At 71.2% G+C, this 26,763-nt stretch carries 19 protein-coding genes; 18 read left to right on the top strand and 1 reads right to left on the bottom strand.

What is annotated here, in order from left to right; genetic code table 11:
* Positions 1 to 40: 40 nt before the first annotated feature.
* The 8 genes from ndk to BMZ82_RS34690 all read left to right on the top strand — a co-directional run bounded on the left by ndk (position 41) and on the right by BMZ82_RS34690 (position 10,908).
* Positions 41 to 454: a nucleoside-diphosphate kinase gene (gene ndk, locus BMZ82_RS34725; RefSeq protein ID WP_093781386.1), complete on the top strand. Its 414-nt coding sequence runs from the start codon at positions 41 to 43 to the stop codon at positions 452 to 454.
* A gap of 233 nt (positions 455 to 687) precedes the next feature.
* Positions 688 to 1,707: a rod shape-determining protein gene (locus BMZ82_RS34720; protein ID WP_054244925.1), complete on the top strand. Its 1,020-nt coding sequence runs from the start codon at positions 688 to 690 to the stop codon at positions 1,705 to 1,707.
* A 205-nt stretch (positions 1,708 to 1,912) separates the two neighbouring features.
* Positions 1,913 to 2,851: a rod shape-determining protein MreC gene (gene mreC / locus BMZ82_RS34715; protein ID WP_093781385.1), complete on the top strand. Its 939-nt coding sequence runs from the start codon at positions 1,913 to 1,915 to the stop codon at positions 2,849 to 2,851.
* 15 nt (positions 2,852 to 2,866) lie between these two features.
* Positions 2,867 to 3,538 carry a rod shape-determining protein MreD gene (mreD, locus tag BMZ82_RS34710; RefSeq protein ID WP_093781384.1) on the top strand — a complete coding sequence of 224 codons (672 nt, stop codon included), beginning with the start codon at positions 2,867 to 2,869 and terminating at the stop codon, positions 3,536 to 3,538.
* Between the two features lie 166 nt (positions 3,539 to 3,704).
* On the top strand, positions 3,705 to 5,999 hold the full coding sequence (mrdA, locus tag BMZ82_RS34705; protein ID WP_093781383.1) for a penicillin-binding protein 2: 2,295 nt from the start codon (positions 3,705 to 3,707) through the stop codon (positions 5,997 to 5,999).
* Positions 5,996 to 7,195, top strand: a complete 1,200-nt coding sequence (gene rodA / locus BMZ82_RS34700; protein WP_093781382.1) for a rod shape-determining protein RodA — start codon at positions 5,996 to 5,998, stop codon at positions 7,193 to 7,195. Before mrdA ends, rodA begins: the two co-directional genes overlap by 4 nt.
* Positions 7,196 to 7,288: 93 nt before the next feature.
* Positions 7,289 to 8,833: a CYTH and CHAD domain-containing protein gene (locus BMZ82_RS34695; RefSeq protein ID WP_093781381.1), complete on the top strand. Its 1,545-nt coding sequence runs from the start codon at positions 7,289 to 7,291 to the stop codon at positions 8,831 to 8,833.
* Between the two features lie 122 nt (positions 8,834 to 8,955).
* The gene (locus BMZ82_RS34690; RefSeq protein WP_093781380.1) at positions 8,956 to 10,908 is read left to right on the top strand and encodes a TIGR03960 family B12-binding radical SAM protein; all 1,953 of its coding nucleotides are present in this window, start codon (positions 8,956 to 8,958) and stop codon (positions 10,906 to 10,908) included.
* Between the two features lie 66 nt (positions 10,909 to 10,974).
* On the opposite strand, the gene BMZ82_RS42570 is transcribed toward BMZ82_RS34690, so the two are convergent.
* On the bottom strand, positions 10,975 to 11,829 hold the full coding sequence (locus BMZ82_RS42570; protein WP_305729231.1) for a hypothetical protein: 855 nt from the start codon (positions 11,827 to 11,829) through the stop codon (positions 10,975 to 10,977).
* 267 nt (positions 11,830 to 12,096) lie between these two features.
* Between BMZ82_RS42570 and BMZ82_RS34680 the strand changes: the two genes are divergently transcribed.
* The 10 genes from BMZ82_RS34680 to BMZ82_RS34635 all read left to right on the top strand — a co-directional run.
* Positions 12,097 to 13,218, top strand: a complete 1,122-nt coding sequence (locus BMZ82_RS34680; protein ID WP_093781379.1) for a glycosyltransferase — start codon at positions 12,097 to 12,099, stop codon at positions 13,216 to 13,218.
* Positions 13,219 to 13,279: 61 nt separating this feature from the next.
* Positions 13,280 to 14,374 (top strand): hypothetical protein, encoded by a 1,095-nt coding sequence (locus BMZ82_RS34675; RefSeq protein WP_093781378.1) that lies wholly within the window; start codon positions 13,280 to 13,282, stop codon positions 14,372 to 14,374.
* 47 nt (positions 14,375 to 14,421) lie between these two features.
* Entirely contained in the window at positions 14,422 to 15,186 is a 765-nt protein-coding gene (locus BMZ82_RS34670) for a TIGR03936 family radical SAM-associated protein (protein ID WP_093781377.1), read from the top strand.
* Positions 15,187 to 15,463: 277 nt separating this feature from the next.
* Positions 15,464 to 19,618: an Rne/Rng family ribonuclease gene (locus BMZ82_RS34665; protein WP_093781376.1), complete on the top strand. Its 4,155-nt coding sequence runs from the start codon at positions 15,464 to 15,466 to the stop codon at positions 19,616 to 19,618.
* A 437-nt stretch (positions 19,619 to 20,055) separates the two neighbouring features.
* The gene (locus BMZ82_RS34660) at positions 20,056 to 21,171 is read left to right on the top strand and encodes a DegT/DnrJ/EryC1/StrS family aminotransferase (RefSeq protein ID WP_093781405.1); all 1,116 of its coding nucleotides are present in this window, start codon (positions 20,056 to 20,058) and stop codon (positions 21,169 to 21,171) included.
* Positions 21,168 to 22,193 carry a Gfo/Idh/MocA family protein gene (locus BMZ82_RS34655; protein ID WP_093781375.1) on the top strand — a complete coding sequence of 342 codons (1,026 nt, stop codon included), beginning with the start codon at positions 21,168 to 21,170 and terminating at the stop codon, positions 22,191 to 22,193. The genes BMZ82_RS34660 and BMZ82_RS34655 overlap by 4 nt, the downstream gene beginning before the upstream one ends.
* 110 nt (positions 22,194 to 22,303) lie before the next feature.
* The gene (locus BMZ82_RS34650; RefSeq protein ID WP_093781374.1) at positions 22,304 to 24,043 is read left to right on the top strand and encodes a glycosyltransferase family 2 protein; all 1,740 of its coding nucleotides are present in this window, start codon (positions 22,304 to 22,306) and stop codon (positions 24,041 to 24,043) included.
* Positions 24,044 to 24,052: 9 nt separating this feature from the next.
* Complete coding sequence (locus BMZ82_RS34645; RefSeq protein ID WP_093781373.1) at positions 24,053 to 25,336, top strand: nucleotide sugar dehydrogenase; 1,284 nt, start codon at positions 24,053 to 24,055, stop codon at positions 25,334 to 25,336.
* Between the two features lie 7 nt (positions 25,337 to 25,343).
* A complete protein-coding gene (gene galE / locus BMZ82_RS34640) occupies positions 25,344 to 26,312 on the top strand; it encodes a UDP-glucose 4-epimerase GalE (RefSeq protein WP_093781372.1) in 969 nt (322 codons plus the stop codon).
* Between the two features lie 265 nt (positions 26,313 to 26,577).
* On the top strand, positions 26,578 to 26,763 hold a 186-nt coding region (locus BMZ82_RS34635; protein ID WP_256252272.1), incomplete at its 3' end, for a DUF4277 domain-containing protein.

Raw genomic sequence — 26,763 nt, 5'->3', positions numbered from 1 at the left:
AGCCTCATCCCACCGCACCCGCAGTAGAAGGAGTCACCCCGTGAGCCAGCGCACCCTCGTCCTGCTCAAGCCCGACGCCGTCCGTCGTGGTCTGACCGGCGAGATCATCAGCCGTATCGAGCGCAAGGCCGGCTGGCAGATCACCGCGCTGGAGCTGCGCACGCTGGACCAGGACACGCTGGAGCAGCACTACGGCGAGCACCAGGGCAAGCCCTTCTACGAGCCGCTGGTCGAGTTCATGGCGTCCGGTCCGGTCGTCGCGCTGATCGTCGAGGGCGAGCGGGTCATCGAGGGCGTGCGCGCGCTCGCCGGTCCGACCGACCCGATCGCGGCAGGACCCGGCTCGATCCGCGGCGACTACGGCGTCATCGTCCGCGAGAACCTGATCCACGCCTCCGACTCCGAGGAGTCCGCCGACCGCGAGGTGAAGATCTTCTTCCCCGGTCGCGCCTGATTCCGACGGCGGCCGGAGCGGCTGAAGCGGGCGATCGAGGGAACGTGTGCCCCCGAACGCCCGTCTCCAGAAGCGAACCCACACAGCATCTGCAAACAATGGCGGAGACCGCTCCGCAGTGTTCGTGCAGGCGCGTTTACGATGGAAGCCTTCACGTCACAGCACCCACCACGCCGACCTGAAAAGCCCTCAAAAGCCCATGGAAGGCCAGTCGAATCCTGATGGGGAACTCAATGTCGTTCATCGGCCGTGACATGGCTGTCGACCTCGGGACCGCCAACACGCTGGTGTACGTCAGGGGTCGCGGGATCGTACTCAACGAGCCGTCCGTCGTCGCGATCAACACCAACACCGGTGGCATCCTCGCGGTCGGCGCCGAAGCGAAGAAGATGATCGGGCGCACGCCCGGCAACATCGTTGCCGTGCGTCCGCTGAAGGACGGCGTGATCGCCGACTTCGAGATCACCGAGCGGATGCTGCGCTACTTCATCCTGAAGATCCACAAGCGTCGGTATCTGGCTCGGCCGCGGGTCGTCGTCTGTGTGCCCTCGGGCATCACGGGCGTCGAGCGCCGCGCCGTCATCGAGGCGTCGACCCAGGCCGGCGCCCGTCAGGTGCACATCATCGAGGAGCCCATGGCCGCGGCCATCGGCTCCGGCCTGCCGGTCCACGAGGCCACGGGCAACATGGTGGTGGACATCGGCGGCGGCACCACGGAGGTCGCGGTCATCTCGCTCGGCGGCATCGTCACCGCCCAGTCCATCCGCGTCGCGGGTGACGAGCTGGACAGCTCGATCATCCAGCACATCAAGAAGGAGTACTCGCTCCTCCTCGGTGAGCGGACGGCCGAGCAGATCAAGATCACGATCGGTTCCGCGTACGACCTCGACGACGACCAGCACACCGAAATCCGTGGCCGCGATCTCGTCTCCGGACTGCCCAAGACCGTCGTCATCTCGGCCGCCGAGGTGCGCAAGGCGATCGAGGAACCGGTCAACGCGATCGTCGACGCCGTGAAGACCACCCTCGACAAGTGCCCGCCGGAGCTGTCCGGCGACATCATGGACCGCGGAATCGTTCTGACCGGCGGCGGAGCCCTGCTGCGCGGTCTGGACGAGCGGCTGCGCCGGGAGACCGGCATGCCCATCCACATCGCCGAGGACCCGCTGGACAGCGTGGCGCTCGGCTCCGGCAAGTGCGTCGAGGAGTTCGAGGCGCTCCAGCAGGTCCTGGACGCCGCGCCCCGCAGATGACGTAACGCTTCGATTCCGCCGTACGGGATGATCTCCTCTCGTGCGGCGGATCGTTGATATCTCGGCATAAGCTCCCACAAAGCGCCCTTGGTCATCCTGGCCCGGGGCTACCGGATTTCCCGATCCCGCTTCCCCATCCTGCTTACCGATCCCGCTTTCTGATTCCTGATCTGTTTTCTCTCGAGGAAGGGCACGGCCGCCGCACGTGAGGGACACACGAGAGAGCCGGCTGCTCCTGGTGCTGCTGATCGCCGTCGCGTTCGCGCTGATCACGGTGGACATCCGCGGCGGGGAGGACTCCCCGGTCGACGGCGCCCGGCGGGCCGCGGCCGCGGCCTTCGGTCCGATCGAGGACGGTGTCGCGTCGGCGGTGGACCCCGTCGGCAACGCCGTCTCCGCCGTCCGTGACTCCGGCACCCGCCATGACCGGCTCGCCGGGCTGGAGAAGGAGAACGCGGCCCTCAAGGCGAAGCTCGGCAGCGACGACCGCAACCGCAGCCGCCTCGCGCAGCTCGACAAGATGCTGAAGATCGCCGGCGCGGGCCAGTACGGCATCAAGGGCGCGCAGGTCATCGCGATAGGAGCGGCCCAGGGCTTCTCCTGGACCATCACCATCGACGTCGGCGCGAACGACGGAGTCCGCCGCGACATGACCGTCCTGAACGGGGACGGGCTGGTCGGCCGCGTCACCACCGTCGGGCCCGACACGTCGACCGTGCTGCTGGCCAGCGACCCCGACTTCACCGTCGGCACCCGCATGGAGGCGTCCGACGAGCTCGGCTTCGCCTCCGGACAGGGCGACCTGCCGCTGCGCGTCGAACTCCTCAACGGCAAGGCCGACGTGAAGAAGGGCGACCGGCTGGTCACCTTCGGCTCGCAGGCCGACAAGCCCTTCGTGCCGGGTGTGCCGGTCGGCGTGGTCTCCCGCGTCGACCCCTCCGGCGGCGACCTCACCCGCACCCTGTACGTCACGCCGTACGTCAGCTTCACCAAGCTCGACATCGTCGGCGTCGTCGTCCAGGCCCCGACGAAGGATCCGCGCGACACCGTGCTCCCCTCGAAGCCCAAACCGGTCCCCACGCCGACGGTGACCGTCACGGTCACGCCGAACGCGAACGCACCCGTAGACGGCCAGCAGCAGTAGGAGCTGACAACCCCCATGCGCGTCAACCGGATCCTGCTCACCGTCCCGCTGATCGTGGTCGCCCTGGTGATCCAGGTGAGCGTCCTCGCCCGCCTCCACCTCCCCGGCGCCGTCCCCGACCTCCTCCTGCTCACCGTCCTCGGCCTCGCCATGATCTACGGCCATGTCGGCGGCGCTCTCATCGGCTTCGGCGCAGGTCTGCTGGCCGACCTCGCCCCGCCCGCCGACCACGCCGCCGGGCGCTACGCCCTCGTGCTGTGCGTGATCGGCTATCTCGCCGGGCTGGTCAAGCCCGAGAGCGGGCAGATCAAGTCGGCGACCGGTCCGATGGTCGTGGTGGTCGGCGCGGCGCTCGGCTCCACCCTGCTGTACGCGGGCGTGGGCGCCCTCGTCGGCGACACCGCCGCCCGCCATGTCGGTCTCACCGGGCTGCTGTTCACGGCCGCTCTGTACGACTTGCTGCTCGCCCCGTTCGTGGTGCCCGCGGTCATGTTCCTGGCGCGGCGCGCCGACAACGACCCGCTCGCGGAGACCAATTCCGCCGGGAAGGGCACCGACATCTCGGCCGGCTGGCTCTCCTCCGGGACGGGCCTGCGGATCGGCGGGCAGCGCGGCGGCCTGAAGCTGAAGGCGGCCAAGTCGCGGGCGACCCGGGCGGGCCGCATCAAGGGGGTCAAGCGGCTGTGAGCGCCGACGAGTTCTCTGCAAGGTTCACTCGAACGGGGAAGTTCCGGCGGAACGCGGGCGCACAGGCCGGTCGTTCATCATGCGTACGGACCCACAGCCGCACACATGTTCGCGCACATCAGTCCGCGCACGCACGGCCGCGCACGGAGAGGGGGAGGCAGCCGCAGTGACCAACATTCCCGAGACCGGCCGGACACCACGGGTGCAGATCCGGCTCGTCGTGATCCAGATCCTCGTCCTCTCCCTGCTCGGCACCCTCGGCGGCCGGCTGTGGTACCTCCAGATCCGGGAGGGCGCGGCGTACGCCAAGGAGGCCTCCGGCAACCACGTCCAACAGGTCGTCGAACCCGCCGTGCGCGGTTCGATCCTGGACGCGCGCGGAGTGCCCCTCGCCGACAACGAGACACGGCTCGTGGTCTCCGCCTCCCGGACCGACCTGCTGAAGCAGCCGGACGACGGCAAGGCCGTCCTGGCCAAGCTCGCGGCCGTCCTCGGCATGAAGCCCGCGGAGGTCGCGCTGAAGGTGCGCCTGTGCGACGCGCAGACGCCCCAGCCCTGTTGGAACGGCTCGCCGTACCAGCCGATCCCCATCACCGACGAGGCCACCGCCAAGCAGGCCCTGCAGATCCGCGAGCGCGCCGAGGACTTCCCCGGCATCACCGCCGAGCCCGAGGCCGTGCGGCGTTACGCGGCCCCGGGCAACGCCAACACCGCCCAGGTCCTCGGCTATCTCTCCCCGGTCACCGACGAGGAGATCACCAAGGCCCAGGACAGTGACTCGCCCTACCTGCGCTCCGACCAGGTCGGCCGCTCCGGTCTGGAGCGCCAGTACGACAAGGAGCTGCGCGGCAAGGCGGGCGTCACCCGCTACGAGGTCGACAACCTCGGCCGCGTCATCGGCCAGGCCGAGGCGGACGCGGCGCAGCCCGGCGCCAACCTCGTCACCAGCATCGACGCCCGCGTCCAGCGGGTCGCCGAGTACGAGCTGAACAACGCGATGAAGATCGCCCGCACCCAGTTCGACAAGATCACCGGCGAGAACTACAAGGCCGACTCCGGGGCGGTCGTGGTGATGGAGGCCAGGACCGGCCGGGTCGTCGCCATGGCGTCCGCCCCGGCCTACGACCCCAATGTCTGGGTCGGCGGCATCTCCGCCAAGGACTACAAGAAGCTCACCGGGAAGAACTCGGACTACCCGCTGCTCAACAGGGCCATACAGGGTCAGTCCGCGCCCGGTTCGACGTTCAAGGTGGTCTCCACGGCCGCCGCGGTCGAGGCCGGCTACGAGTGGGACGGCGGCTACCCGTGCACGAGTTCGTACTCGGTGGGCGGCCAGGTCTTCAAGAACTTCGAGGGGGAGAGCTTCGGCCCCATCTCCCTCGGCCGCGCTCTGGAGGTCTCCTGCGACACCGTCTTCTACGGTCTCGCGGACCGGGAGTGGAAGCGGGACGGCGGCATCAACCCGAAGAAGGGTGAGCCCAAGGACTACTTCTACAAGGCCGCGCACCAGTTCGGCCTCGGCAAGGAGACCGGCATCGACCTGCCGAACGAGGTCACCGGCCGCGTCCCGGACCGCCAGTGGAAGGAGTCCTACTGGAAGGCCAACAAGGACGCCTGGTGCAAGTACGGCAAGAAGGGCGGCACGTACGTCGAGATGATCGCGTACGAGAACTGCCTCGAGGGCAACAAGATGCGCGAGGGCGACTCGATCAACTACTCCATCGGGCAGGGTGACACGCTCGTCACCCCGATCCAGGAGGCCGTGATCTACGGGGCGCTCGCCAACGGCGGCACCATGTACACCCCGACCATCGGCAAGGCGATCGTCAGCGCCGACGGGAAGACCGTCCAGGAGATCAAGCCCCACGTCCAGCGCAGGCTGCCGGTCGACCAGGCCACGATCAAGGGCATGGACGCAGCCCTGGAGGGCGTGGTCACCCGGGGTACGGCCGCGTGGAAGTTCGGCGGCTGGCCGCAGGACAAGATCCCGCTGCACGCCAAGACGGGTACCGCGGAGGTCTACGGCAAGCAGACGACGTCCTGGCTCGCCACGTACAGCAAGGACTACACGATCGTCATGACGATCGCCCAGGCCGGTACGGGTTCGGGCGCCTCCGGTGAGGCCGTGCGGCACATCTACAACGCGATGTACGGCGTCTCCGACGACGGCAAGATCAACAAGAAGAACGCCCTGCTGCCCACCCCGCAGACCACCCTGCCGAAGGTCCAGGCGGACGGCACGATCAAGTCCCCGAAGATCTCCAAGGACCCGGGGAAGGAGCAGCGCGTCGCCCAGGAGGGCGCGCCCAAGCCGGGCGAGACGCAGCCGGGGGCGACCGTCCCGCAGGACACCGGCACCAACCGTGACACCCGCAGGCGACGGCGCAGGCGGGGAAGCCAGAAATGCCAGGGAAGCAGGGGCAGTCAGGGAAGCAGGGGAAGCCGGAGGATGTGCACATGACCGGCGTGAACAGCTTCTCCGTCTCCGGATACGGGCCCGAGCGGGCCGGCTGGACGCGCGTCTTCGCCCGTGACTCGCTGGCCCGGCGGCTGGACTGGCCGATACTGCTGTCGTCGATCGCCCTGTCGCTGATCGGCTCGCTCCTGGTCTTCTCGGCCACCCGCAACCGCACCGAGATCAACCAGGGCGACCCGTACTACTTCCTCATCCGGCACCTCATGAACACGGGCATCGGGCTCGCCCTGATGATCGCCACGGTCTGGCTCGGCCACCGCACCCTGCGCAACGCGGTACCGGTCCTGTACGGCCTCTCGCTGATGGGGATCCTGGCGGTGCTGACGCCGCTGGGCTCGACGGTCAACGGCGCGCACTCCTGGATCGTGCTCGGCGGCGGCTTCTCGCTCCAGCCCTCCGAGTTCGTGAAGATCACGATCATCCTGGGCATGGCGATGCTGCTGGCGGCCCGGGTCGACGCGGGCGACAAGCTCTACCCCGACCAGCGCACGGTGATCCAGTCACTGGGTCTCGCGGCCATCCCCATGCTGATCGTCATGCTGATGCCCGACCTCGGGTCGGTCATGGTGATGGTGATGATCGTGCTGGGCGTGCTGCTGGCCTCCGGCGCGTCCAACCGCTGGGTCTTCGGGCTGCTCGGCGCGGGCGCGGCCGGCGCGGTCGCCGTCTGGCAACTGCACATCCTGGACGAGTACCAGATCGCCCGCTTCGCCGCCTTCGCCAACCCCAGCCTCGACCCGGCCGGCGTCGGCTACAACACCAACCAGGCGCGCATCGCCATCGGCTCCGGCGGCCTAGCGGGAGCCGGGCTCTTCCACGGTTCGCAGACGACCGGGCAGTTCGTCCCCGAACAGCAGACGGACTTCGTCTTCACCGTCGCGGGCGAGGAGCTGGGCTTCCTGGGCGCGGGCCTGATCATCGTCCTGCTCGGCGTGGTCCTGTGGCGCGCCTGCCGCATCGCCCGGGAGACGACCGAGCTGTACGGCACGATCGTCGCCGCCGGCATCGTGGCCTGGTTCGCCTTCCAGTCCTTCGAGAACATCGGGATGACGCTCGGCATCATGCCGGTGACCGGCCTGCCACTGCCCTTCGTCTCGTACGGCGGCACGTCGATGTTCTCGGTGTGGGTGGCGGTGGGGCTGCTGCAGTCCATCCGGGTGCAGAGACCCATGTCGGCGTAAGGGCCCGGACACCCTGCGGTTTCCCGGAGTTCAGCCGTGGTTCGGGTTCCGTGCGCTCTGCCGCTCGGGCCCGACTGGGACTAGATTCGTTTCATGGCGGAGACGAAACGCGAGATCGAACGCAAGTACGAATCCGACGACAGTGGGCTGCCCGACCTCACCGGCGTCGCCGGGGTGGTGTCCGTCCTGGACAAGGGCGTCGCCGAGTTGGACGCGACCTACTACGACACCTCCGACCTCCGCCTGGCCGCGGCCTCGATCACGCTGCGCCGCCGTACCGGCGGGTCCGACGCCGGCTGGCATCTGAAACTGCCGGTCAGCCCGGGCGTCCGGGACGAGGTGCACGCCCCGCTCTCCGACACGGTGCCCGAGGAACTCGCCGGGCTGGTCCGGGCCCGGGTGCGCGAGGGGCAGTTGGTGCCGGTGGTGCGGTTGCGCTCCAGCCGGGACGTCCGGGACCTCGTCGACGTCGAGGGCCGACTGCTCGCCGAGGCCAGCGTGGACGCCGTACGGGCGGACCGGCTGTTCGGCGGTACGGGCAGCGCCCAGTGGACCGAGATCGAGGTGGAGCTCGCCGACGGCGGCGACCCGGCCCTCCTCGACAAGGTGGAGAAGCGGTTGCGCAAGGCGGGCGTACGGCCGTCGAAGTCGTCGTCGAAGCTGGCGCGGGCGCTGACGGAGACGGCGTCCAGGAAGAAGCCCAAGAAGGGGTCCAAGGCGAAGGGGGCAGGGCAGGGGGAGGGGGAGAAACCTTTCGTCGGTGAAGGCGGCACCGCCGGCGATCATGTGCTGGCGTATGTCCGGGTGCAGCGGGACGCGATCGTGGAGCTTGATCCGGCGGTCCGGCTGGAGGCCGAGGAGTCCGTGCACGACATGCGTGTCGCGACGCGCAGGCTGCGCAGCACGTTCCGTTCCTTCGGCAAGGTACTCGACCGGACCGTCACCGACCCGATCGCCGTCGAGCTGAAGTGGCTCGCGGGTGAGCTGGGTGTGGGCCGCGATCAGGAGGTGCTCAGCGAGCGGCTGGCGGCCGGTCTGGACGACCTGCCCCACCCCCTGGTCTCGGGACCGGTCCGTGAACGGTTGCAGAGCTGGGCGAAGGCGCAGCATCACGGCTCGCGCCGCCGGCTGCTCGGCGCCCTGGACTCCCAGCGCTATCTGACCCTGCTCGACACCCTGGACGCCCTGGTCGCCGGCCCGCCGTTGCTGAAGGCGGCCGGGGGCGACCCGGAGAAGGTGCTCGCCAAGGCCGTACGCAAGGACTTCGCGAAGGTGTCCGCGCTGGTCGAGGAGGCCATGGGGCAGCCGCCCGGCACCGACCGCGACCTCGCCCTGCACGAGGCCCGCAAGAAGGCCAAGCGGACCCGGTACGCCGCCGAGACCGCCAACCCGGCGCTCGGCGGCCCCGCCAAGGCCCTGACCAAGTCCATGAAGTCGCTCCAGAGCCTCCTCGGCGAGCACCAGGACAGTCTCATGGCCCGCGTCACCCTGCGCGAACTGTCGGCCGTGGCACACGCGGCCGGGGAGAGCGCGTTCACGTACGGCGTGCTGTACGGGCGCGAGGAGCAGCGGGCGACGGCCGTCGAGACGGAGCTGCCGGCGCAGTGGAAGACGACGCGGGGGGCGATGGAGGTGTGAGGGGGAGGGCTGCGGGGCCGAGGTTCTGGGCCGTTCGCGCCGATTTTTCGTGGGCCGGGGAGGGTCTGTCGGCGGGTTAGGCTAGATGGCCACCCCTGTCAGCTCACGAAGGTAACGCCGCGATGTCTGTCGAATCGGTCTTCCCGCAGCTCGAAGCCTTGCTCCCGCATGTGCAGAAGCCGATCCAGTACGTCGGCGGCGAGCTCAACTCCACGGTCAAGCCCTGGGAGTCCTGCGACGTCCGCTGGGCGCTCATGTACCCGGACGCGTACGAGGTCGGGCTGCCCAACCAGGGCGTCATGATCCTGTACGAGGTGCTGAACGAGCAGGAGGGCGTCCTCGCCGAGCGCACGTACAGCGTGTGGCCGGACCTGGAGGCGCTGATGCGGGAGCACGCCGTCCCGCAGTTCACGGTCGACGGGCACCGCCCGGTGAAGGCCTTCGACGTGTTCGGCCTGTCCTTCTCCACGGAGCTGGGCTACACGAACATGCTGACCGCCCTGGACCTCGCCGGGATCCCCCTGGAGTCCAGGAACCGCACGGTCGACGACCCGATCGTCCTCGCGGGCGGCCATGCGGCGTTCAACCCCGAGCCGATCGCCGACTTCATCGACGCGGCGGTCATCGGCGACGGCGAACAGGCCGTGCTGGACATGACGAAGATCATCCGCGAGTGGAAGGCGGAGGGCCGCCCCGGCGGCCGCGAGGAGGTCCTCTTCCGCCTCGCGAAGACGGGCGCGGTGTACATCCCGGCGTTCTACGACGTCGAGTACCTGGCGGACGGCCGGATCGCCCGGGTCGTACCGAACAAGTCGGGCGTGCCGTGGCGGGTGTCGAAGCACACGGTCATGGACCTGGACGAGTGGCCGTACCCGAAGCAGCCCCTGGTCCCGCTCGCCGAGACGGTCCACGAGCGGATGTCGGTCGAGATCTTCCGCGGCTGCACGCGCGGCTGCCGGTTCTGCCAGGCGGGCATGATCACGCGCCCGGTGCGCGAGCGGTCCATCACGGGCATCGGCGACATGGTGGAGAAGGGCCTGAAGGCGACCGGCTTCGAGGAGGTCGGGCTGCTGTCGCTGTCGAGCGCCGACCACTCCGAGATCGGCGAGATCGCGAAGGGCCTCGCGGACCGCTACACGGAGGACAAGGTCGGCCTGTCCCTCCCCTCCACCCGCGTGGACGCCTTCAACGTCGACCTGGCGAACGAGCTGACGCGCAACGGCCGCCGCTCCGGTCTGACCTTCGCGCCCGAGGGCGGCTCGGAGCGCATGCGCAAGGTCATCAACAAGATGGTCTCCGAAGAGGACCTGATCAGGACCGTAGCCACCGCGTACGGCAACGGCTGGCGGCAGGTGAAGCTGTACTTCATGTGCGGGCTGCCGACGGAGACCGACGAGGACGTCCTCCAGATCGCCGACATGGCGATGAACGTCATCCAGAAGGGCCGCGAGGTCTCCGGCCAGGGCGACATCCGCTGCACGGTGTCGATCGGCGGGTTCGTGCCCAAGCCGCACACGCCGTTCCAGTGGGCGCCCCAGCTCTCCGCCGAGGAGACGGACGCGCGCCTCACGAAGCTCCGGGACAAGATCCGCGGCGACAAGAAGTACGGCCGCTCGATCGGCTTCCGCTACCACGACGGCAAGCCCGGCATCATCGAGGGCCTTCTGTCGCGCGGCGACCGCCGCATCGGCGCGGTCATCCGGGCCGTCTACGAGGACGGCGGCCGGTTCGACGGCTGGCGCGAGCACTTCTCCTACGACCGCTGGATGACCTGCGCCGACAAGACGCTGCCCGCGTTCGGCGTGGACGTCGACTGGTACACGACCCGCGAGAAGACCTACGAGGAGGTCCTGCCCTGGGACCACCTGGACTCGGGCCTCGACAAGGACTGGCTCTGGGAGGACTGGCAGGACGCCCTCGACGAGACAGAGGTCGAGGACTGCCGCTGGACGCCCTGCTTCGACTGCGGGGTGTGCCCGGCCATGCAGACCGAGATCCAGATCGGCCCGACCGGCAAGAAGCTGCTGCCGCTCACGGTGAAGCAGCCGGCGGGGAGTGCGGCGCACAGTCACTGAGGGGCGCGGTCACGTTTCGTGAGGGGTGCCCGGAGGCCGGTCGGCCGGCCTTCGGGCACCCCTTTCTCATGCGCCGCCGTTGATGGCGCTGGGCGCCGGCTGCAATGTCACCTTGGTCCACGGGATGGGGATGCCCAGGGCGTTGTTGCAGTTCAGGGTGGCCGGGTTGGTGGTGCCGACCGCGAGGCAGGTGGTCTCCCAGACCTGGCCCGTGGTGGTCATGACGTCGAACTTGATGGGGTTCCCGGTGACGGCGTTGTGCCCGTTGACGGCTGCTCCGCAGACGAAGCCGACGTCACGTCCGTCGGGGTCGATGCCGCCCGCAGGGTAGTTGGCGTGGGTGCTGAGGTCGGTCCACAGGAAATTGTGGGGCGCACCGGCGGCACGGAGGTCGTGGATGCCGGCGTAGGTGCGGCCGCCGGTCAGCGCGACCCGCAGCTCGAAGGCGTCCGACTCCTGCGCGGCGTCGATGTCGGAACAGGGTCCGGTCGCGCCCGTGGCCCCGGTGGCTCCGGTGAGACCGTTGGTGCCTGCCGTGCCCGTGGCTCCGGTGGCTCCGGTTGCTCCGGTGCCGCCCGTGGCTCCGGTCGGGCCGGTTCCGCCTGTCACACCCTGCATGCCCGGGGCGCCGGTCGGGCCCGTGGCACCCGTCGCGCCCTTCGGCCCCGTCGCGCCGGTGGCTCCCTTGTCGCCCTTCGGGCCCTTCTCGCCCTTGGGACCCTTGGGGCCGGTGGGGCCCTTCGGGCCCTTGCAGTTTTCCTTGCCGCCGGTCTCGACGGCCCGGGACGGGTGGTGGCCCGGCTTGCACTTGTCGCCGGGGGCGGGGGCCTGTGCCTCCGCCCGGTCGGTGACGGTGCGTGCCGCCGCGGCGGCCGGACTGATCACGCCTGCCGCCAGGACGACGGCGAGTGAGGCCACCATGCCGGCCTGCTTACATCGGTGCCGGGCCACCGGCCCGAGAAGTGCGTACGGTCCGAACTGAGGGTGCATCACATGCTCCTTGCCTTGACCGGTACGGGAGGTCTCCGAACCTGAGGGCGAGCTTGACCTGAGCGGACGGGGTCGGGCGCGGCACAGGGGCCGAATGCGTATGTTTATGGACGTATCGGACTAATGGGTACCTGCTGATGGGTCATTCCCGAGCGTGGGACGGCCGTCCCGGGATCGGGTCCGTGCCACCTTGGCGCCGTGAAACAGCAGACCCTGTGCCTGTGCATGATCGTCAAGGACGAGTCGCGGGTGATCGAACGCTGCCTGGAGTCCGTACGCCCCCTCGTCGACTACTGGGTGATCTCCGACACCGGTTCCACGGACGGCACGCAGGAGCTGATCCGCAAGGTGCTCGACGGCATCCCGGGCGAGCTCCACGAGGACCCGTGGGTCGACTTCGGGCACAACCGGACGCGGAACATCCGGCACGCCCGCGGCAAGGCCGACTACCTGCTCACCCTCGACGCCGACCACGTCCTGCGCCAGGACGCCCCGCTGCCCCGGCTGGCGGCGGACTCGTACATGCTGCGCTACGACACCCCCGGCACCCAGCACCGCTTCAAGCACCTCATGCGCGGCGACCGGGCGTGGCGCTACGAGGGCGTCACCCACGAGTACCCGTGCACCGACGAGAGCGACCGGCAGGAGAACCTGGACGCGCTCGTCATCGAGGACCACGCGGACGGCGGCTGCCGCGCCGACAAGTTCGAGCGCGACGCGCGCCTGCTGCGGGGCGAGTTGGAGCGCGACCCGGTCAACCCGCGCACCGTCTTCTACCTCGCCAACACCGAGCGCGACCTCGGGCACGCGGACGAGGCGATCGCGCTGTACGAACGGCGGGCCGAACTGGGCGGCTGGGGCGAGGAGGTCTACTGCTCGCTCCTGGAAGCCGGCATCCTCCGAGCCGAGCAGGCGGACGACTGGCCCGGCGCCCTGGACGCGTTCTCGCGCGCCTGGGAGTCGCGCCCCGCCCGCCTCGAAGCCGTCTACGAAATGGCCTCGCGACTGCGGCTGCGCAACCGCTACCACACCGCGTACGCCCTGCTCGGCGGGGTCGTCGGCGCACGTGAGCCGGACGATCTGCTGTTCACCAGGGCCTGGGTGTACCGGTGGGGTCTGCTCTTCGAGTTCGCCATCTGCGCCTACTGGGTCGGCGACCACACGGCCGCCGTCCGCGCCTGCGACGCCCTGCTGGCGATGCCGGACCTGCCCGAGCCGATCCGCCGTCAGACCGAGACCAACCGCGCGTTCTCCGCCCCGCACGTCAAGCCCCGCGGCAGCCAGGGCAACCAGAACGGGCGGAAGAAACGCAAGCGGTAGCGGCTCCCTGACGGCTGCTCAGCAACGCATCCACCAGGGCGCCTGTAGCGTCTACGACGACATGGAGCTGCAAAAACCGCCCGCCGCACCGCCCGTTGCGGCGCCCGAGGGGTGTCTCGTCGTCGCGATCCGGCTGCCGGTGCGGATCGTCGTGCTCGTGCTGGTGCTGCCCGTGCGGATGGTGTGGGACGCGCTCGTCGTCGGGGGACGGTTCCTCGGGGACGCGGTGCTCCGGCCGCTCGGGCGGGGCCTGTGGTGGCTCGGGAAGGCGCTGTGCGTCTGGCCGCTGATCGGGCTGTGGCGGTACGCCGTCGTCCCTGGGGGCAGGGCGCTCGGGTGGCTCGGGCACGTGCTGCTCGTCGTGCCGGCGGTGTGGTGCCACCGGTACCTCCTGACTCCTGCCGGAGTCGGACTGGCGTGGGTGTACGCGCGCGTGCTGACGCCGGTCGGGCTCGCGGCGCTGTGGCTGCTGAGGGGGATCGGGGCCGTCCTCGGGGCCGTCGGCGTCGGCGCGCACACCGGTGTGGCGTGGCTGCTGCGGTACCTGGTCGTCGTTCCGGCCCGCTGGGTGTACGCGTGGTGCCTCGCGCCGGTCGGGCGGGGCGTCGCCTGGTGCGTGCGCGAGGTGTGGCTGTTCCTGGGGATGCTGGCGAGGGGGATCGGTCTGGTCCTGTACTGGACCGGCCGGATCCTCCTCGTGCTGCCCGCGCTCGCCCTGTGGCGCTGGGTGCTCGCCCCCGTCGGCCGGTTCCTCGCGGTCGTCGCGCGCGAGGTGGGGGACGCCCTCGGGCACGCCTGGCGGATCGCCGGACGGATCTCGCGCGCGGTCGGCCGGTCCCTCGGGACGCTCTTCCGGTGGATCTTCGTCGAGCCCGTGCGCTGGGTGTACCGGACGGTCCTCACCCCGGTCGGGCACGTCGTCCGTGACGCGGTGCTGCGTCCCGCCGCCCGGGCCGCGCGCAGTGTGGGCCGCACCGCCCGGCAGGCGCTGGCCGCCGCCCGGGAGACGGCCCGGCAGGCCCGCGTGGACGTGCGCCGGATGCTGTTCGGGGAGCCGAAGCAGCCCAGGGAGCGGGAGGCGGTCGTCCGGCGGGAACCATCGGCGGGCGAGACACGTACTCTTGGTAGAAGTACGACCGCTCTCACGAAGGACTGACGACACTGGGCAAGCGACAGCCCGAAGGCCCGCCGCCCGCACCCGCGGTGCAGCGCATCCGACTGCGCTACACCAAGCGCGGCCGCCTCCGGTTCACCAGCCACCGTGACTTCCAGCGCGCTTTCGAGCGGGCGTTGCGCCGTGCCGAGGTGCCCATGGCGTACTCGGCGGGGTTCACACCGCACCCGAAGGTGTCGTACGCCAATGCCGCACCCACCGGCACGGGCAGCGAGGCGGAGTTCCTGGAGATCGCGCTGACCGCGGCGCGTGACCCGGAGAAGCTCAGAATCCTCCTCGACGAGTCGCTGCCCGCCGGGCTCGACATCGTCGACGCGGTCGAGGCCCGGACCTCGGGGCTCGCCGACCGGCTGACGGCCTCCGTGTGGGAGCTGCGGCTGGCCGGTGTGGACCCGGCCGACGCCGACCGCGCGGTGGCCGCCTTCAACGCGGCGGACCTCGTCGAGGTCCAGCGCATGGCCAAGAACGGCGTCCGCACCTTCGACGCCAGGGCCGCGGTCGTACACCTGGAAACGCACAGTGAAGCTGCTGATAGGCCTAGCGACCAGCCCTGTGCGATACTGCGGCTGGTTGTTCGGCACGTGACGCCTGCCGTTCGACCCGACGACGTCCTGTCCGGTCTTCGCGCCGTGGCCGACCTGGCGCCGCCGGTCCCCGCTGCGGTGACCAGGCTGGCGCAGGGGCTGCTCGATGAAGAGACCGGCACGGTGACCGACCCGCTCGCGCCCGACCGCGAGGCAGCTCAGGCCCCCACAACGGCCGATCCCGCTGCCGCCGCGAAGGCGCCCGCGTAGGGAAGTCCCGCGAAGGGACGCACGTCGTAAGCGCCGCCCTCGTACTCGGGAGCCACCTGGGTCGGGCAGCGCGCCGACCAGAAGACTTTCGCCAGGCCGTACGCATTCGGCGTACGGAACCGGCGAGACAGGACACAGAGAGCTCCCGTGCGGCGCCCGCGCCCCGGACGGCGGCACCGCGCATCGCGCGAGCCGCGGACGTCAACGGCGATCGATCCCCCGTGATCGACGCCGGACCAGGCGCGGCGCCCGGGAGCCTGACGGGAGAAACGCCCGCATGCTCGAGCCAACCGAATCCACAGAGTCCGTAAAACCCCTGACAGGGGCTGTGCCGGACTCCGAAGCGAACACCCCCAGCGACACCCTGCCGCCGCGTCGTCGGCGCCGTGCCGCTTCCCGGCCGGCGGGTCCGCCGGTCGCCGGCGACACCTCCGCCGAGATCACCACGCCGGCCATACCGGCCGTGGAATCCGTCGAGGAGCTGGCGGAGGAGGACATCCAGTCCGACCAGCCCGCCGAGGTCGCCGAAGCCGCGCCCCGTGCGCGGCGCCGCGCCACCCGCCGGGCCTCCGCGCCGGCCGTCACCGAGGCCGCCGAGGTCGTCGCGGACGTCACCGAGACGGTCGTGCCCGTGGCTGCCGCCGCCGTGGAGACCGCGGTCCAGGACGCCGAAGCCCAGGACACCGCCGACGAGGACGCCGCTCCTCGCCGTACCCGCCGCCGGGCCACGCGTCGCGTGTCCGCGCCCGCCGGAGCCGCTCCGGCCGAGGTCGTCGAGACCGCCGCCCAGGAGGCCGCCGTCGTGGAACAGCCCGCCGCAGAGTCCGAGACCACATCAGAGCCCACGCCAGAGCCCGTCGAGGCCGCGCCCCGCGCGCGCCGCCGGGCCACCCGTCGGGCGACCGCGCCCGCCGGTGCGCCGGAGGCCGAGATGAGGCCGACGCCGACGCCCGAGGTCGTCGCCGTGACCGAAGAGGCGCCCGCCGAGGCCGCCCCCCGTGGCCGCCGTCGCGCCACGCGCCGCGTCTCCGCGCCCGCCGAGGCCGCGGCGACCGAAGTGGCGGAGGTCACCGAGGTGGCCGCCGCGGAGCCGGTCGTCGCCGCTCCCGCCGCTGTCGAAGAGGCGAAGGCCGAGACGCCTGCCGATGAGGACGCCGGTCCGCGCCGTGGGCGTCGCCGGGTGGTCCGTCGGGCCGCCGGTGGCTTCTCGGCGCCCGAGCCGGTGAAGGGCGGCGAGGACGACGCGCCGCGTCGCCCCGCGCGGCCCTCCGTCGCCGTGTTCCAGGCGCCTGTGTTCGCCGAGCCGCAGTTCCAGACGCCGCAGCGGGCCGCCGCCGAGGCCGCCGCCGCTGAGGCGGAGGTCACGGAGGTCGAGGAGCCCGAGGAGACGCAGGAGGCGCAGGAGCTTCCGGAGGAGCCGACCGGGTCGCGCTCCCGCCGCCGTCGCCGCCGTGCCGGTGGCTTCGGCGACGAGGCCGAGACCGGCCGCGCCGCCGCGCCCGTCGCGCAGGCCGCCGCCCCCGTCGTCGAGGACGAGCCGGAGGCCGAGCCGGACGAGGCCGACGCCGAGGACGCCGTCGACGGTGACGACGACGCCGAGGAGACCGGGTCGCGCCGCCGCCGTCGCCGTGGCGGCCGGCGCCGTCGCCGTGGCGACGCCGCCGACGGCGAGGGCGACTCCGGTGACGACGGCGAGGGCGACTTCGCCGCCGAGCAGACCACGCGGGACGCCGAGTTCACCCCCGAGCAGGACGACGAGGACGACGAGGACGACACCGCCGGTGGCTCGACCGCAGGCAGCCGCCGTCGCCGCCGCCGTCGTCGCCGCGCCGGTGACTCCTCGGGCGAGGCCGAGCAGCCGGGCGACGGCGACCCCGAGCGCACGGTCGTCAAGGTCCGCGAGCCGCGCAAGCAGTCCGAGCCGTCCGACGAGGTGCAGTCCATCAAGGGCTCCACGCGTCTGGAGGCCAAGAAGCAGCGCCGCCGTGAAGGCCGCGAGCAGGGCCGCAGGCGCGTCCCGATCATCACCGAGGCCGAGTTCCTGGCCCGGCGCGAGGCCGTCGAGCGGGTGATGGTCGTCCGCCAGAGCGGCGAGCGCACCCAGATCGGCGTCCTGGAGGACGGCGTGCTCGTCGAGCACTACGTCAACAAGGAGCAGGCGACCTCGTACGTCGGCAACGTCTACCTGGGCAAGGTCCAGAACGTGCTGCCGTCGATGGAGGCCGCGTTCATCGACATCGGCAAGGGGCGCAACGCCGTCCTGTACGCCGGTGAGGTCAACTTCGAGGCGCTCGGCATGGCGAACGGGCCGCGCCGTATCGAGGCCGCCCTGAAGTCGGGCCAGCCGGTCCTCGTCCAGGTGACGAAGGACCCGATCGGACACAAGGGCGCCCGGCTGACCAGCCAGGTCTCCCTGCCGGGCCGCTACCTCGTGTACGTGCCCGAGGGCTCGATGACCGGCATCAGCCGCAAGCTGCCCGACACCGAGCGGGCCCGGCTGAAGACGATCCTCAAGAAGATCGTCCCCGAGGACGCGGGCGTCATCGTGCGCACCGCCGCCGAGGGCGCGAGCGAGGACGAACTGCGCCGTGACGTCGAGCGGCTGCAGGGGCAGTGGGAGGAGATCCAGAAGCGCGCCAAGGGCGGCAACGCCCCGACGCTGCTGTACGGCGAGCCGGACATGACCGTCCGGGTCGTGCGCGACATCTTCAACGAGGACTTCACCAAGGTCATCGTCAGCGGTGACGAGGCCTGGTCGACGATCCACGGGTACGTCTCGCACGTCGCGCCCGACCTGACCGACCGGCTGTCGCGGTGGACCTCCGAGGTCGACGTCTTCGCCACGTACCGGATCGACGAGCAGCTCTCCAAGGCGCTGGACCGCAAGGTCTGGCTGCCCAGCGGCGGTTCGCTGGTGATCGACCGGACCGAGGCGATGGTCGTCGTCGACGTCAACACCGGCAAGTTCACCGGCCAGGGCGGCAACCTGGAGGAGACGGTCACCAGGAACAACCTGGAGGCGGCCGAGGAGATCGTGCGCCAACTGCGGCTGCGCGACCTCGGCGGCATCATCGTCATCGACTTCATCGACATGGTGCTGGAGTCCAACCGGGACCTGGTGCTGCGCCGCCTCCTGGAGTGCCTGGGCCGCGACCGTACGAAGCACCAGGTGGCGGAGGTGACGTCGCTGGGCCTGGTCCAGATGACCCGCAAGCGGGTGGGCCAGGGGCTGCTGGAGTCGTTCTCCGAGACCTGTGTGCACTGCAACGGGCGCGGGGTCATCGTCCACATGGAGCAGCCGACCGCCGTCGGCGGCGGTGGCACCGGCAAGCGCAAGAAGCGCGGGCGCGGTGGCGACGGGCAGGGCCACGACCACGACCACGAGTTCGAGACGGGGGCGGCCGACCTCGTCGAGCCCCTCGCCGAGCCGCTGGTGAGCGTCGAGGAGGAGGCGGAGAGCGAGGCCGAGGTCGCCGCCGAGGTGGCCGAGCCGGTCGCGCTCGCCGCGCCCGAGTTCGCGCCCGACGAGGAGCTGTACAGCAGCATCGCCGAGGCGGAGGCCTCCGCCACGCGTGGCCGGGGCCGGCGCCGGGCGAGCCGCAGGGCGTCCGCTCCTGCGGGTGCGCCGCGCGGCGGTTCGCGCAGGTCGGGCGGCTCCGAGTCGTTCGCCGCGGCCCTGGAGGAGTCCGCCGAGGCAGTCGTCGAACCGGTCGCAGAGCCGGTTGCCGAGCCGGTCGTGGAGACGCCCGCCGTGCCGGACGTCGTCGTCGAGGCCGCCGTCGCGCAGGCCGAGCCGGACGCCGTCGAGGACCCGGTCGTCGAGGCTCCGGTCGTCGACGACGCCGCGCCCAAGGGCCGTACGCGCCGTCGCGCCACCCGCAAGGTGTCCGCGCCGGCCGGTTCGCCCGCGGGAGCGGAGGCCGCCGTGGTGACGGTCGCCGAGCCGGTGGTCGTGGAGGCAGCCGTGGCGGAGGCCGCTCCGGTGGAGCAGGCCGAGGCCGGGCAGGTCGCCGAGGCCGTCGTCGAGAGCGCGGCCCCGGCCCGCCCGCGGCGTCGCGCCGTGCGCAAGGCCACCGCGCCGACCGCGTCCGAGGAGACGGCCGTCATGGTCGTCCCGTCGGCCGCGGCGGAGGTCGCCGCCGAGGCGAGCGCCGAGAGCGCGGCGCCCGAGGCGCCCGCCGAGGAGGCGGAGGCCGCTCCGGCGAAGAAGACGGCCGCCCGCAAGACGGCGAAGAAGGCCACGGCGAAGAAGGCCGCCACCACCAAGACGGCGGCGGCCAAGAAGACGGCCACGGCCGCCAAGAAGACCGTCGCCAAGAAGACGACGGCCAAGAAGGCGGCGAAGACGGTGGCGAAGAAGACGGTGGCGGCGCAGCAGAGCGCCCCGTCCGTCTCGGCCTCGACCTCCGTCCCGGCCTCGACGGAGGACTGACGTCGGGGCGGGTCGACAGTGGTGGAGCGGGCGTCCGGTGCATGATGCATCCGGGCGCCCGCGCCCGTGTCGCAGGAGGTTCATCCCGGCGTTACCCTGTGTTTCGCTTGTGATACAGGGCACCCGCGCGGTGGGTTTCGCTGTGGTAACCCTGGGGAAAATCGCCGTCTCCGGGCTGGTAACGTGCACTCTGGTCCCGGTGGCCAAAGGCATGCACACCGTGACCACAGCCGATGAGCACATCCGGTCTTCCAGCCGGACACGGCTGACTTCCCGCAAGGAACCCTCACGGGGCGGGGTCCTGTGTACGAGCCGTCCGCCCGCCCACCGGCGCCGGCGGACAACGGGGATGCGGCCGTGCTGAGCATCGACACGGTGCCTTCCCGGCCATGTAGACGTGGTGCGCCTTCAAGGTCGCCGTAGAGGAGGGGATGTCGATGACCGACGCCCATGTGTTCATTCCGGCCGCCAAACCCGTGATCGGCGAGGAGGAGATCGACGCCGCGGTGCGCGTGCTGCGCAGCGGCATGGTCGTCCAGGGTCCCGAGGTGGCCGCCTTCGAGGAGGAGTTCTCGGAGCTGGTCGACGGACGCCACTGCGTCGCGGTCAACTCCGGCACCTCCGCGCTGCACCTGTCGCTCCTCGCCCTCGGTCTCGGCCCGGGCGACGAGGTCATCGTGCCGTCGTTCTCGTTCGCCGCCTCCGCCAACGCGGTGCGGCTGGTCGGCGCCGACGTGGTCTTCGTCGACATCGACCCGGAGACCTACTGCCTGGACCCGGCCGCGGTCGAGGCCGCCCTGTCGCCGCGCACCGCCGCGATCATGCCGGTCCACCTGTACGGCCACCCGGCCGCGATGGACAAGATCATGGCGATCGCCGGACAGCACGGGCTCGCCGTCGTCGAGGACGCCTGCCAGGCCCACGCGGCCGCGCTGCACGGCACCCCGGTCGGCGCCTTCGGCGCGGTCGGAACGTTCAGCTTCTACCCGACGAAGAACATGCACAGCCTCGAGGGCGGCATCATCTCCACCGGCGACGCGGAGACCGCGCGCACCCTGCGCCTGCTGCGCAACCAGGGCATGGAGACGCGCTACGCCAACGAGATCGTCGGCCTCAACGTGCGTATGACGGACGTGTCCGCCGCCATCGGCCGCGTCCAGCGCCGCAAGCTGGACGGCTGGACCGAGCAGCGCATCGCCAACGCCGCGTACCTCACCGAGCACATCACCGCGCCGAACGTGGTCACGCCGAAGGTCGCCGACGGCGCCCGGCACATCTACCACCAGTACACCGTGCGCATCCAGGGCGACCGGGACGCCGCCATGGCCAAGCTCAGCGAGGCCGGCATCGGCAACGCCGTGTACTACCCGACGCCCATCCACCGGCTGAAGCCGTTCTGGGAGCCGGACCAGAAGGCCGGCCGCACCTGGGACCTGCCCGAGACGGAGCGCGCCGCCGCCGAGGTCGTCTCGCTGCCCGTGCACCCGGCCCTGTCGGCGCAGGACCTGGAGCGCATCGTCACCGCCGTCAATGCTCTGGGGGAGCAACTGTGAGCACCGGGAAGTCGCTGCGGGCTGGTCTCGTCGGCCTCGGTTCCATGGGGCGTCACCACGCCCGCGTCCTGTCCGGTCTGGACGGCGTCGACCTCGTCGCCGTCGTCGACCCGATGGGCGACAAGTTCGGCGCCGCCCAGGGCGCGCCGATCCTCGACACCGTCGAGGAGCTCATCGCCCTCGGCGTGGACTACGCCGTCGTGGCCTGCCCCACCGCCCTCCACGAGCCGGTCGGCATGGCGCTCGCCGAGGCCGGGGTGTGCGCGCTGGTCGAGAAGCCCGTCGCCGACACCGTGGACGGCGCCCGCCGTCTCGTCGAGGCGTTCGAGTCGCGCGGGCTGGTGGCCGGCGTCGGTCACATCGAGCGCTGCAACCCGGCGCTGATGTCGCTGCGCGCCCGCCTCGAGGCCGGCGAGCTGGGCGACGTCTACCAGGTCGTCACCCGCCGCCAGGGCCCGTTCCCGCACCGCATCGCGGACGTCGGCGTGGTCAAGGACCTCGCGACGCACGACATCGACCTCACCGGCTGGGTCACCGGCCGCCAGTACGTGTCGATCGCGGCGCACACCGTTTCCAAGAGCGGCCGGGCGCACGAGGACATGGTCTCCGCGGTGGGCCGGCTCGACGACGGCACCATGGTCAACCACCTGGTCAACTGGCTGAGCCCGCTCAAGGAGCGGTTCACCTCGGTCACCGGTGAGCGCGGCTGCTTCATCGCCGACACCCTCACCGCCGACCTCACGTTCCACTCCAACGCCGCCGTGACCACCGAGTGGGAGGCCCTCCAGGCCTTCCGCGGGGTCTCCGAGGGCGACATGATCCGCTACGCCATCCCGAAGCGCGAGCCGCTCCAGGTCGAGCACGAGCTGTTCCGGGACGCGGTGCTCGGCAAGGCCGCCGACATCTGTACGCTGCGCCAGGGCATGCGGACCGTCGAGGTGGCGGCCGCCGTGCTCGAGTCGGCGACGACCGGTCACAGCGTGTCCCTTCAGCCGGAGGACCTGGCCGCACATGGAAGCTGAGCATCACACATCGGGGGAACGGTGCGTGCTCGGCGGGACTCCTATGTTCTGTGAGACTTTCCCCGCAGGACCCAGCCGGCCGTCGGCTGTCGGAGACCAGGAGCCAGGGAATGCGTGCTGCGCCTGACGTCAGCGTCGTCGTTGCCGTCTACAACACGATGCCGTACCTCACGGAGTGCCTGAACTCCCTGGTCGGGCAGAGCATCGGCCGGGAGCGGCTGGAGATCGTCGCCGTCGACGACGGCTCCACCGACGACAGCGGCCCCGAACTGGACCGCTTCGCCGCGCTGTACCCGGACACCGTCAAGGTGATCCACCAGCCGAACTCCGGCGGACCCGCCGCGCCCAGCAACCGGGCGCTGGAGGCGGCCACCGGCCGGTACGTGTACTTCATCGGCTCCGACGACCACCTCGGCGAGGAAGCGCTGGAGCGCATGGTCACGGTCGCCGACCAGCACGGCTCGGACGTCGTCGTCGGCAAGATGGTCGGCACCAACGGCCGGTACGTGCACCAGGCGCTGTACAAGGAGAACGACCGGGACGTCAGCCTGTACGACTCGGCGCTGCCGTTCACGCTGGCCAACACCAAGCTGTTCCGCCGGGACCTGGTCGAGAAGTACAAGCTGCGCTTCCCCGAGCACCTGCCCGTGGGCAGCGACCAGCCGTTCACCATCGAGGCGTGCGTACGCGCCAAGAAGATCTCGGTGGTGGCCGACTACACCTGCTACTACGCGGTCAAGCGCGGCGACGCCAGCAACATCACCTACCGCGCCGACCACCTGGCGCGGCTGCGCGCCACGGCCGAGATCATGGACTTCACGGCCGGTCTCATCGACGCCGGCCCCGAGCGCGACCACGTGCTGCGCCGGCACTTCACCTGGGAGCTCGCCAAGCTCGTCCAGGACGACTTCCCGGGCCTGGAGCGGGAGGTGCAGCGGCAGATCTGCGCGGGCATCGCGCGGCTCGCCGACGCCTACTTCACCGACGGCATCCGGGACGCGATGGACGTCAAGCGCCGGGTGCGCATCGCGCTGGCGCAGGTCGGCGCGATCGACGAACTCGTCGAGGCGATCTCGGCGGAGACCGCGGAGTCCGCGCGGTCCACGGGGTCCGTGAAGGCCGGCGGGGCGATCCCGTTCGTCGTCGAGGGCGGCCGGGCCCACGCCCGCTACCCCGGCTTCCGCGACCCGCGCATCGGCCTGTCCGACCGGGTCTACGAGGTGCTCGGCGAGTCCGTCGCCGCCCCGCTGGCCCAGGGCACCCGGCTGCTCGCCTCCGACTGGGAGCAGCAGGGCGAGGCGCTCGCCTACACGGTGTCCGTGCGGGTGCCGGTCCTCGGCGACGTCGACGGCGCGGTGCTGCGGCTGGCCGCCAAGGCCATGCCCAAGTCGGCGGACAAGCCCGGCGGGCGCCGGCTGAAGGCCGACCACGCCCTGCCCGCGCCGGTGGGCGAGATACGGCGGGAGCCCGCCGCGGACGGCGCCGCGACGGTGCTGCACGCCCGGGTTCCGCTGGACCACGTCACCGCGAAGCGCGGGGTGCGGGTATACCTGGACGTGGCCGGTGCCACGTACGAGGTGCCCGTGCGGGGCACGGATCTGCCGATGCCGCTGGCCCGGCAGTGGGGCCGGGAGGGGGACCCCTACCGGGCGTCGGCCATCGTGAACGACAAGGGGCGTGTCGTCGTCGACACGGCCCAGATGTACCCGCCGAAGCGGGCACTGGTCATCCGGGCGCTGGCAGTTCCCGTCCGGAAGCTGAAGTCCCTGGCCGTCCGCGCGCGGGCGGTCGGGGTTAGGAAGTTGAAGTCCGCCGGTCTCAAGAAGCCGACCGGTTCCAAAAGGAAGTAGCGACCCTCCATGAACATCTGTGTAGTAGCACTCGGCAAGATCGGCCTGCCGCTGGCCGTGCAGTTCGCCTCCAAGGGCCACCGGGTCATCGGCGCGGACGTCAACGAGAAGGTCGTCGAGCTGGTCAACGCCGGCGTCGAGCCGTTCCCCGGCGAGCACGACCTGGACGTCAAGCTGAAGCAGGCCGTCGACGCCGGGCTGCTCAGCGCGACCACGGACACCGCGTCCGCGGTCGCCGCGTCCGAGGCCGTCGTCGTGGTCGTCCCGCTGTTCGTGGACGCCGAGGGCACCCCGGACTTCGGCTGGATGGACTCCGCGACGAAGGCGATCGCGCAGGGCCTCAAGCCCGGCACTCTCGTCTCGTACGAGACGACCCTGCCGGTCGGCACCACCCGCACCCGCTGGGCGCCGATGCTGGCCGAGGGCTCGGGCCTGACCGCCGGCGAGGACTTCCACCTGGTGTTCTCCCCGGAGCGCGTCCTGACCGGCCGGGTCTTCGCCGACCTGCGCCGCTACCCCAAGCTGGTCGGCGGCATCGACGACGCGTCCGCCGCCCGCGGTGTGGAGTTCTACGAGGCCGTCCTCGACTTCGACGAGCGCGCCGACCTGCCGCAGGCCAACGGCGTCTGGGACCTGGGCACCGCCGAGGCCTCCGAGCTCGCCAAGCTCGCCGAGACGACCTACCGGGACGTCAACATCGGCCTGGCGAACCAGTTCGCCCGGTTCGCCGACAGCAACGGCATCGACGTCAAGAAGGTCATCGAGGCCTGCAACTCGCAGCCCTACAGCCACATCCACCAGCCGGGCATCGCCGTCGGCGGCCACTGCATCCCGATCTACCCGCGGATGTACCTGTGGAACGACCCGGCGGCCACCGTCGTGCGCTCCGCCCGCGAGGCGAACGCCGCGATGCCCGAGTACGCCGTCGACCTGCTGGCCGCCGCCTACGGCGACCTGACCGGCGTGAACGTCCTGGTGCTGGGCGCCGCCTACCGCGGCGGCGTGAAGGAGACGGCCTTCTCGGGCGTCTTCCCGACCGTCGAGGCCCTCAAGGCGCGCGGCGCGGTCCCCTTCGTCTCGGACCCGATGTACACCGACGAGGAGCTTGTCGCGCACGGCCTGACCCCGCACGCGGGCGAGAAGGTCACCGCGGCGGTCCTCCAGGCAGACCACGCCGAGTACCGCACGCTGACCCCGGCCGACCTGCCCGACGTCACCGTCCTCGTCGACGGTCGCCGTACGACGGACCCGGAGGCCTGGAAGGGCGTCCGCCGGGTCGTCATCGGCGGCTGAGCCTCCCATGACCTGGCTGATCACGGGCGGCGCCGGTTTCATCGGCTCGCATGTGGTGAAGGCGATGACGGACGCCGGTGAGCGGGTCGTCGTCCTCGACGACCTGAGCACCGGCCGCGCCGAGCGGCTCCCGGACGGCGTCGTCCTGGAGGTCGGCACGGTGCTCGACGGCGACGCCGTCGCGCGGGTGCTGCGCGGGCACGGCATCACCGGCATCGTGCACATCGCGGGCAAGAAGCAGGTGGCCGAGTCCGTGGACCGGCCGCTGCACTACTACCGCGAGAACGTCGAGGGCATGCGCGTCCTGCTCGACGCGGCCGTCGCCGCGGGCGTGGGCCGGTTCCTGTTCTCGTCGTCCGCCGCCGTGTACGGCATGCCGGACGTCGACCTCGTCACCGAGAAGACGCCGTGCGCGCCGATCAACCCGTACGGCGAGACGAAGCTCGCCGGCGAGTGGCTGGTGGCGGCGGTCGGCGCCCGGCACGGGATGGCGACCGCGTCGCTGCGCTACTTCAACGTGGCCGGCGCGGCCACGCCCGAGCTGGGCGACGAGGGCGTCTTCAACCTCGTACCGATGGTGTTCGAGCGGCTGGAGGCGGGTGAGGCGCCGCGGATCTTCGGCGCCGACTACGCGACGCCCGACGGCACCTGCGTGCGCGACTACATCCACGTCGAGGACATCGCGTCCGCGCACGTCGCCGCAGTGCGTCGGCTGGCCGCCGACCCCGATGCCCGGCTGGTCCTCAACATCGGCCGCGGCGAGGGCGTTTCGGTGGCCGAGATGATCGAGGTCATCCGGGACGTCACCGGCCGCGCGGACGCCGAGCCGCAGGTGACCGGCCGCCGCGCGGGCGACCCCGCCCGGGTCGTGGCCTCCGCCGACCTCATCCGCGAGGAGCTCGGCTGGAGCGCGCGGCGCGGGGTGCGGGAGATGGTGGAGTCCGCGTGGGCGGGGTGGCGGCTGCGGCACCCGTAGCCACTGCCGGAAGGCATGCCAGAAGGTACACATGGGAAGGGCCCCCGGAATGTTTCCGGGGGCCCTTCCCATGTACCGATGTACCGATTTCCTGGGTACCGACGCGGCTAGTCCCGTACTTCGCGGGTCGCTGATTCGTATGGTGTGACCGGCCCGGGGTGTCCTGGGCCGGGGGTGTGGCGTTGGGTGGGGTGTGTCGATGACTTCCCGGTCCCCGCGGCCACGGTCTCAGCGTCAGCGCTTCGAGTGCGCGGTGGTGTCCGTGGTGGAGAAGCGTCTGGGTGCTCTGCCTGTCGCTGCCGAGTTTCTGCGCCGGCTGGATGTAGCCAGGATCGTCGACGAGCTGTGCCCGGGCGGCGCGAGCGCCCACCTGAGCCACGGGCAGGTGATCGAGGCGATGGTGGCGAACCGGTTGACCTCGCCGGCGCCGCTGGTGCGGGTCGGGGACTGG

The sequence above is a fragment of the Streptomyces sp. yr375 genome, from assembly GCF_900110755.1.
GTDB lineage: Bacteria > Actinomycetota > Actinomycetes > Streptomycetales > Streptomycetaceae > Streptomyces.
The sequence above is the reverse complement of the archived record's forward strand: the minus strand, read 5'-3'. Positions and strand labels throughout refer to the sequence as shown.